Annotated in this window: 6 protein-coding genes and 1 pseudogene; 4 read left to right on the top strand and 3 right to left on the bottom strand. The window is 61.8% G+C overall.

The window, feature by feature from the left end:
• From QOC89_RS27280 to QOC89_RS27270, 3 genes and pseudogenes are all read right to left on the bottom strand, one after another.
• Nucleotides 1-739, bottom strand: a pseudogene (locus QOC89_RS27280) (malate synthase G); the annotation flags it as partial.
• 32 nt (nucleotides 740-771) lie between these two features.
• A complete protein-coding gene (locus tag QOC89_RS27275) occupies nucleotides 772-1176 on the bottom strand; it encodes a heme-binding protein (RefSeq protein ID WP_323047874.1) in 405 nt (134 codons plus the stop codon).
• 85 nt (nucleotides 1177-1261) lie between these two features.
• Complete coding sequence (locus QOC89_RS27270) at nucleotides 1262-2200, bottom strand: SMP-30/gluconolactonase/LRE family protein (RefSeq protein ID WP_323047873.1); 939 nt, start codon at nucleotides 2198-2200, stop codon at nucleotides 1262-1264.
• A 237-nt stretch (nucleotides 2201-2437) separates the two neighbouring features.
• Here QOC89_RS27270 and QOC89_RS27265 point away from each other — a divergent pair, with 237 nt between their 5' ends.
• The 4 genes from QOC89_RS27265 to QOC89_RS27250 all read left to right on the top strand — a co-directional run.
• Complete coding sequence (locus tag QOC89_RS27265; protein WP_323047872.1) at nucleotides 2438-3985, top strand: altronate dehydratase family protein; 1548 nt, start codon at nucleotides 2438-2440, stop codon at nucleotides 3983-3985.
• Nucleotides 3986-4086: 101 nt separating this feature from the next.
• Nucleotides 4087-5394: an MFS transporter gene (locus QOC89_RS27260; RefSeq protein ID WP_323047871.1), complete on the top strand. Its 1308-nt coding sequence runs from the start codon at nucleotides 4087-4089 to the stop codon at nucleotides 5392-5394.
• Between the two features lie 73 nt (nucleotides 5395-5467).
• Nucleotides 5468-6760, top strand: coding sequence for an MFS transporter (locus QOC89_RS27255; protein ID WP_323047870.1), 1293 nt, complete (start codon nucleotides 5468-5470; stop codon nucleotides 6758-6760).
• 124 nt (nucleotides 6761-6884) lie between these two features.
• Nucleotides 6885-8021: mandelate racemase/muconate lactonizing enzyme family protein (locus tag QOC89_RS27250; protein WP_323047869.1), on the top strand; the 1137-nt coding region annotated here is incomplete at its 3' end.

Genomic DNA, 8021 nt, shown 5'->3' with positions numbered 1-8021 from the left:
CCGTTGCGTCGATCTGGATCTCGAAGTGCAGGCCGTGATGTTTGAGCAGGACGGCGGAAGGGGAGCCCGCGTCGCCCTGATAGCCGATGAACTGCGCGGGAACCTTCAATGCCGACGAGCCGTTCTTGAGCGTGACGGCGAGCTTGCCGCACTCCACGCGGTAAGCAATGGCATCGACATGCGAGCCGTTGGCGAGCGGCGCGGCTTCATCGAGGAATGCACGGGCGCGCGCGATCACGCGTGCACCACGGATCGGGTTGAAGTGAGCGGTGCGCTCTGCGCCGTCGGTTTCGGGGATCGCGTCGGTACCGTAGAGCGCGTCATACAGGCTGCCCCAGCGCGCATTCGCGGCGTTGAGCGCGTAGCGCTGGTTCGAGAGCGGCACGACGAGTTGCGGGCCGGCTTGCCCGGCGATTTCGGTGTCGACGTTCCGGGTTGTCGCCATGACGGCTGCGCCCGCCGGCACGATATAGCCGATGCTTTCGAGAAATGAGCGGTATGCCTTCAGATCGCGCACCGGGCCCGGATTCGCGCGGTGCCACTGGTCCAGTTCCGTCTGCAGACGATCGCGTTCTGCGAGCAGCGCGCGGTTCTTCGGGGCGAGGTCGTGGACGAGCGCAGCGAAGCCTTTCCAGAAGGCTTCGCTGTCGATGCCGGTCCCACTCAATGCCTCATCGTCGACAAATTTGCTGAGAACAGCCGCGACGCGCAGCCCGTTTCGCTCGATCATTTCACCCATCATGTGCTCCAACAGTTTCAAATATCAATCAATCAGCCGTTGAGGCTGTTTGCTGCGGTTCTGGCCACTTGCGAATCCTGATCCGGCTTGACACCGGATACGCCGACTGCGCCCACAACGTGCCCGTCGACCACGACCGGGACGCCGCCTTCCAGCGTGCCGGCCAGCGGCGCGCTCAGGAATGCGGTCCGGCCGCCGTTGATCATGTCTTCGTACTGCTTCGATTCACGTCGGCCGAGCGCTGAGGTACGCGCCTTTTCGGTCGCGATATAAGCGCCTATCGGCGCACAGCCGTCGAGACGGAGCAGGGCCAGCAAATGGCCCCCGTCATCCACCACCGCGATGGTGACCGCCCACTGGTTTTTCTCCGCTTCGGCGCGCGCGGCTTCGAGGATTTGCGTAGCTTCTACAACGGTCAATACGGATTTGCTTTGCATGTCGGGTTATCGAGTCTGTGTTTCGAAGTGAAGTGTCGCCACCGGCGCATGCCGGTGGCCTGGATAGGTTGTGTGGCGAACCGGGTTAGCCGCCCAGTGCGCCCTGCGTGTTGACGTGCACCGCATAAATGGACTGCGACGACGCCATGAACAGCCGGTTCCGCGCGCGTCCGCCAAAACACAAATTCGCGCAACGCTCGGGCAGTGCGATCCGGCCGATCATCTTTCCTTGTGGCGAAATAACCATGACGCCATCGAGTTCGTCATTGCCCATGCCCCAGCCGCACCACAAATTGCCGTCGACGTCGGCGCGCATTCCGTCGATCGTGCCGGCGCCCGCGTCGTGGAACACCCGGCCTTTACCGATTCCGCGACCGTCCGCGTCCATTTCATAAACGTGAATCATCCGGTTGGGTAGACCGCGCGACTCGATGATGTAGAGCAGCTTCTCGTCGGGTGAAAAGCACAGGCCGTTCGGCCCTTTCAGATCGCGAGTAACGACGGACGCTTCGCCCGTCACGCCATCGATCCGATAGACGGAGTGCGGGAGTTCCTGCTCCGCCTTGATTCCTTCGTAGTGTCCGGCAATGCCCATCGGCGGATCGGTGAACCAGATGGAACCGTCCGATTTCACGACCAGATCGTTGGGGGAATTAAGCGGCTTGCCTTCAAAGGAATCGAGAAGGACGGTGATGCTGCCGTCGTACTCGGTACGGGTGACGCGGCGGCCGTGCTCGCACGTAACGAGCCGCCCCTGCCTGTCGCGGGTGTTGCCGTTCGCGTAGTTGGAAGGTTTCCGGAACACGCTGACCACGCCCGTTTCCTCTTCCCATTTCAGCATCTGATTGTTCGGAATGTCGCTCCACAGCAGGTAGCGCCCATCGCCGAACCAGACCGGACCTTCGGTCCACCGGTAGCCGGTAGCCAGCCGTTCAACAGCCGAAAAGGCCACACGGTATTTATCGAAGGAAGGGTCTAGCGAAATCACCCGCGGGTCGGGGTATCGCTCAGCTTGTTGCCACATCTCAGTCTCCTGTTCGGGTCCCGGCATTTCCGCCTAGCCGGCGGCACGACCGGTAGTATAAGGGGAAATGAGTAAGCGCTTTCTCTTGAATTCGCAACTGATGTGCCATAAGATGGCTGGAATTCTGGAGTTTAGAGCAGTGGCGTGTCGGCCGTATCGGTTATGAAAGAAAGCGATTACTCGCTTTGCAACCACCTTTGACCGCCCGGCGCAAGATTTTTTGAAGGGCAATGCCTGATGACTGAGATGACGAGCAAGAACGTAACCGGGCCAGTGATTCGGTTGCATCCCGCTGACAATGTGGTAATCGCGCGCATCGACGTCGCAATCGGTACGCCGGTTCCATCGGAAGATTTTGTGTGCCGCAGTCAGGTGACCGCGGGTTACAAGATCGCGGCAACGCCGATCAAAAAGGGCGAACCGGTTCGCAAATACAACGTGGTGATCGGCTTCGCCGCGACGGATATTGCGCCAGGCACGATGGTCCATAGCCATAACGTCGAGTTCCGCGAGTTCGACCGGGACTATGCATTTGGCGCGGACTACCGGCCCGTCGAGATGGTGCCCGAAGCCGGGCGCGCCACGTTTCAGGGCATCGTGCGGGATAACGGCGAGGTTGCCACGCGCAATTACATTGGCGTGTTGTCGACAGTGAATTGCTCGGCCACGGTCGCCCACAGGATTGCCGAATGGTTCACACCGGAACGGCTGGCGGACTACCCCAACGTAGACGGCGTGGTCGCGTTCACGCACTCGATCGGTTGCGGCATGGAAATGAGCGGTGAGCCGATGGCGCTGCTGCGTCGGACGATGGCGGGTTACGCGCGCCATCCCAATCTCGCCGCGGCGCTGATAGTCGGGCTGGGATGCGAGCGCAACCAGTTGGCCGGACTGATGGATCAGGAAGGTCTGAAGGCTGACTCGCGGCTGCACACGTTCATCATGCAGGAGAGCGGCGGCACCCGCCGGACCATCGAGGCCGGTGTGGCCGCGGTCCAGGCGCTGCTACCGGATGCCAATCGCGTGAAGCGCACGACGGTTCCCGCAAGCCACCTGAAGATCGGTCTGCAATGCGGCGGCTCGGACGGCTTTTCGTCGATCACCGCCAATCCTTCGCTGGGCGCGGCGATGGACTTGCTGGTTCGTCATGGCGGCACAGCCATCCTCTCCGAAACGCCCGAGATCTACGGCGTCGAACATACGCTCACGCGGCGTGCGGTCAGCCGCGAAGTCGGCGAGAAGCTGGTTGAGCGGATTCACTGGTGGAAAGACGAGTACTCGGTCGGTCGAGACGTTCAGATCAACGGCCAGGTCAGCCCCGGCAATCAGGTGGGCGGACTGGCGAACATCTTCGAAAAGTCGATTGGCTCGGCGATGAAAGGCGGCACCGGGCCGTTGATGCAAGTCTATCGATACGCCGAGCCGGTGAAGCAAGCCGGACTCGTATTCATGGACACGCCCGGCTTTGACCCTGTCTCCGCGACGGGCCAGATTGCAGGCGGCGCAAATCTCATTGCCTTCACCACAGGGCGGGGTTCGATGTTCGGCGCCAAGCCCGTGCCATCGCTGAAGCTCGCCACCAACACGCCTATGTACACCCGTCTGACCGAAGACATGGATCTGAACTGCGGTGGGATTCTGGACGGCACTGCGTCGATCCAGAGCACGGGTCAGAAAATCTTCGACGCCATTCTTGCAGCCGCATCGGGCGAGCGCACAAAAAGCGAAATGCTCGGGCTGGGTGATCACGAATTCGTGCCGTGGCAGATCGGCATCATGAGTTGAGTCCGCGGTGCGTCAGCGCATCGCGAGGGCGAGCGGCCATTTATATCCAAAACTAAAACCGCCGCCCTGTAGCTAGTCGAACAAAATAGCGGAGACAGCCCTTGAGCACGCAAACCCCGGCAATACACGTACCTGACAGCGCGGCAAGCAACTCGATCTACTCGCGAGTGACCTGGCGCTTCATGCCCTTGCTGTTCGTCTGCTACGTGGTGGCGTATCTGGATCGGGTCAATGTGGGCTTCGCCAAGCTCCAGATGCTCAGCGATCTGAACTTCAGCGAGGCGATGTACGGCTTCGGCGCCGGCATCTTTTTCATCGGGTACTTCTTCTTCGAGGTGCCGAGCAACCTGCTGCTGCACCGGCTCGGCGCGCGCCGCTGGATCGCCCGGATCATGCTCACGTGGGCCGTGCTCTCGGCCGCGACCGCGTGGGTCAGCACGCCCACGATGTTCTACGTCTTGCGCTTCTTTCTGGGCGTGGCCGAAGCGGGCTTCTTCCCGGGACTGGTGCTGTATCTCACCTACTGGTATCCGTCGCACCGGCGCGGCAAGATGATCGCTTTCCTGATGGCGGGCAATCCGGTGGCGGGTATTGTCGGCGGTCCGATATCGGGCTTCATCATGCAGCGCCTCGCGGGGAACGCGGGGCTTGCCGGCTGGCAGTGGCTGTTCATTCTGGAAGCCATCCCCGCGCTGATCCTGGGAGCCGTCATTTTCTGGTTTCTCGACGACCGCGTGAAAGACGCAAAGTGGCTGCCGGTTGAAGACCGCGACTTCATTGCAGCGGAAATTGCTGCGGAAGCCCGCACCAAAAGCCACGGTTCCGTGCGCGAGGTGTTCACGTCGCTCAAAGTCTGGACCTTGTGCACGATTCTCTTCGGCATCGTGATGGGCTCTTATGCGGTTGGCTTCTGGCAGCCAACCATCATCAAGAGTTCCGGAATCACGGACGCCTTCACCATCGGCCTGCTGACCGTCGTGCCGTATCTTGCCGCCTTGATTCTGATGATCGTGGTCGGCCGCCACGCGGACCGCACGCGTGAACGCCGCTGGCACGTCGTGTTGCCGCAATGCATGGCGGCGGCGGGTTTCGTGATGTGCGCCTACGCCGGCAGCAATACCTATATTGCGTTGCTTGGCCTGACGCTTGCCGCTTCGGGCGTGATTACGGCCTTGCCCATGTTCTGGGCGTTACCCACGTCTTTTCTCGGCGGCACCGGTGCCGCCGCCGGCATTGCATTGATCAATTCGACGGGCAATCTCGCTGGATTTGTGAGCCCTGCGCTGGTTGGGTGGCTAAAGACGGTCACGCATTCACTTGATTCGAGCCTGTTCCTGATCGCGGGGTCGCTGATTGTGTCCGCCTGCCTCATCCTGACGCAACTGCCCGCCACGCTGGTGAACAAGTAGTACCCCCATCGAACTCGAGAAGAGTGCCAGTCAATAACATTTGGTATCCTTAATTAAATGGAATAGAGACAACATGAAGACCGGGAAGTATCGTTACGTTGTTGCGTTGCTGCTGTTTATAGCGGGCGCGATCAATTACATGGACCGCGCGGCGCTTGGCGTGGTCGCGCCTATCCTCAACAAGGAGCTGAGTCTTTCGCCGTCGCAGCTCGGCGTGGTGTTCAGCAGTTTTTTCTTTGGCTATTCCATCTTCGCATTCGTCGGCGGCCAACTCGCCGACAAGTACGGGCCGCGCCGGGTCTTCTCGTGGGCAATGGGAACGTGGTCCATTCTCTGCGGGTTGACTGCGGCCGCAACCGGATTCGGCACGCTGCTGGTCTCGCGGGCCCTGTTCGGTTTCGGCGAAGGCCCGATGAATTCGACGACCAACCGAACCATCACCAACTGGTTTCCCCGGCATGAAACCGCGACCATGGTCGGCTTTACGTTTTCGGGCCAGACGGTAGGCAGTGCGATCGCCGGGCCGGTGGTGGGTCTGATCGCGATTGCTTACGGCTGGCGCACGTCGTTTGTGATTATCGCGGCGCTCGGGCTGATATGGATCGTCGCCTGGCGTATCTTCGCGACCGACAAGCCGGCGCAAAGCGCACGGGTCGGCGAGGCCGAACGCGAGATGGTCGAAGCGAGCCGTAGCGCGGCACATCCGGCCGAAGGCGGCGACGAAAGCACGCCGCTGCGCAGCTATCTGTTTCGTCCGAGCACGCTCGCGCTTGGCGTCGGCCTTTTCGCGGTGAACTACACGCTGTTCGTGTTCATCTCGTGGATGCCGAGCTATTTCACCAACGCACTGCATCTGGACATGAAACACATGAGCATTCTGAGCGCCGTGCCATGGGCATGCGGCGGGATTGGATACTTCGGCGGCGGTCTGGTTGCCGATGCGTGTTTCAAGCGCATGAGCAACAAGCTGCTGGCGCGCAAGGTCTCGGCGATCGTGCCGCTCGCGCTGTCGGGTCTCGCCCTGCTGGGCGTGAGCATGGTCGATTCCGTGACGCCCGCCGTGCTGCTTGTCGCATTCGCCGTGTTGTTCCTGACGGCTTCGTCGCAAGCGTGCTGGGCCACCATGCACGAGCTCGTGCCGGGCAGGCATCTTGGCGGCGTAAGCGGCTTTGTGCACCTGCTAAGCAACATTTCGGGCATCGTCGGTCCGACCATGATGGGTCTGGCGGTCCAGTATTTTGGTGGTTACAGCAGCGGCTTCATGCTCGGCGCGGCGGTCGATCTGGTCGGCGTGCTGGCCATGCTGCTGGTCATCGGCCGGCGCACCGCAGGCGAGACGGCTGGGACGCCTACCACCGCCGCATGAACGGTCCGTCGTGCCATGCATGCTGTCAGGGCGGCGCAGGCGGGGCCAGCCGCCCATGACCGTGCGCGCGGCCGCACGATCGGTCGCGTGAACACTGTCGTCTTTTTTGAGTCGATCTACTGCTATGAAACACGTCATCGTTGAACCCGAGCAAGCCGACTACCAGACACGTTCGCGGATCGTTTCGGTGGAGGCGCGCACCGTCCGCGTGCCGCTCGACCGCCACACTGCATTCTCGACCCGTCTCGTCACTGCCCGCGACTATACGGTGGTGCGCGTCACGACCGCCGACGGCCATTACGGCATCGGCTTTTGCTACAGCGGCAACCGCGCGGGCATGCTGGTCACGTACGCCGTCCGCGAATTGTTCGCGCCGCTATTGCGTGGCCGCTCCGCGCTCGATGTCGAAGGCACGTGGTGCGCCATGTACGACGAGTCATTGCTACAGGGTCGTGCCGGCTCGGTCATGCGGGCGCTGTCCATCATCGACATCGCGTTGTGGGACCGGAATGCACGCGCTGCGGGCCTGCCGTTGAGCCGCTATCTCGGCGGCACATGCAGCGCCACCGTGCCGGCCTATGCCAGCGGCGGTTACTACCTCGAAGGCAAGACGCCCGAGCACCTCGGCGAGGAAATGGCGGGCTACGTGGCGCTGGGGTTTCGCGCCGTGAAGATGAAGGTAGGGCGGCTCGATCCGCGCAGCGAGGAAGCGCGGATCAGGGCGGCACGAGAAGCGATCGGCGACGACGTGCTGCTGATGCTCGATGCCAACAACGCCTGGTCCGACGTTCCGACTGCGCTCGAATACATGCGCCGCTACGAGCCGTTCAACCCGTACTGGATAGAAGAGCCCTTTAGTCCAGATGACATCGAAAGCCATGCGCAACTGAGTCGGCGCACGCCGGTGAACGTTGCGACGGGTGAGATAGAAGCGGGGCGCTGGCGGCATCAGGCGCTGCTCGACAAGCGCGCGGCCGTGATCCTTCAGTCGGACGCGGCGGTCTGCGGCGGGATCAGCGAATGGCGACGGATTGCGGCGTCGGCCGCGGCCGTGGGTGTAACGATGTGCCCGCACTGGTTCCACGATCTGCACGTGCATCTGGTGGCGTCGACGCCCAATGCGCGCTATGTCGAATTTTTCCCTGACGATCAGGTGCTGAATTTTCGTCGGCTGGTGGATACGCAACTGTCGTTCGCAGACGGCAAGCTGACCGTGCCGACTCGTCCAGGCCTCGGATTCGACTTCGATGAAGCCGCGCTG

Origin of the sequence: Paraburkholderia sp., assembly GCF_034668105.1 — a bacterium.
Classification (GTDB): domain Bacteria; phylum Pseudomonadota; class Gammaproteobacteria; order Burkholderiales; family Burkholderiaceae; genus Paraburkholderia.
The sequence above is the reverse complement of the archived record's forward strand: the minus strand, read 5'-3'. Positions and strand labels throughout refer to the sequence as shown.

What these genes read in the sequence shown, in the direction of transcription:
- QOC89_RS27275 (WP_323047874.1), bottom strand. Translation starts at nt 1,176, where the DNA reads ATGCAAAGCAAATCCGTATTGACCGTTGTAGAAGCTACGCAAATCCTC.
- QOC89_RS27270 (WP_323047873.1), bottom strand. Translation starts at nt 2,200, where the DNA reads ATGTGGCAACAAGCTGAGCGATACCCCGACCCGCGGGTGATTTCGCTA.
- QOC89_RS27265 (WP_323047872.1), top strand. Translation starts at nt 2,438, where the DNA reads ATGACTGAGATGACGAGCAAGAACGTAACCGGGCCAGTGATTCGGTTG.
- QOC89_RS27255 (WP_323047870.1), top strand. Translation starts at nt 5,468, where the DNA reads ATGAAGACCGGGAAGTATCGTTACGTTGTTGCGTTGCTGCTGTTTATA.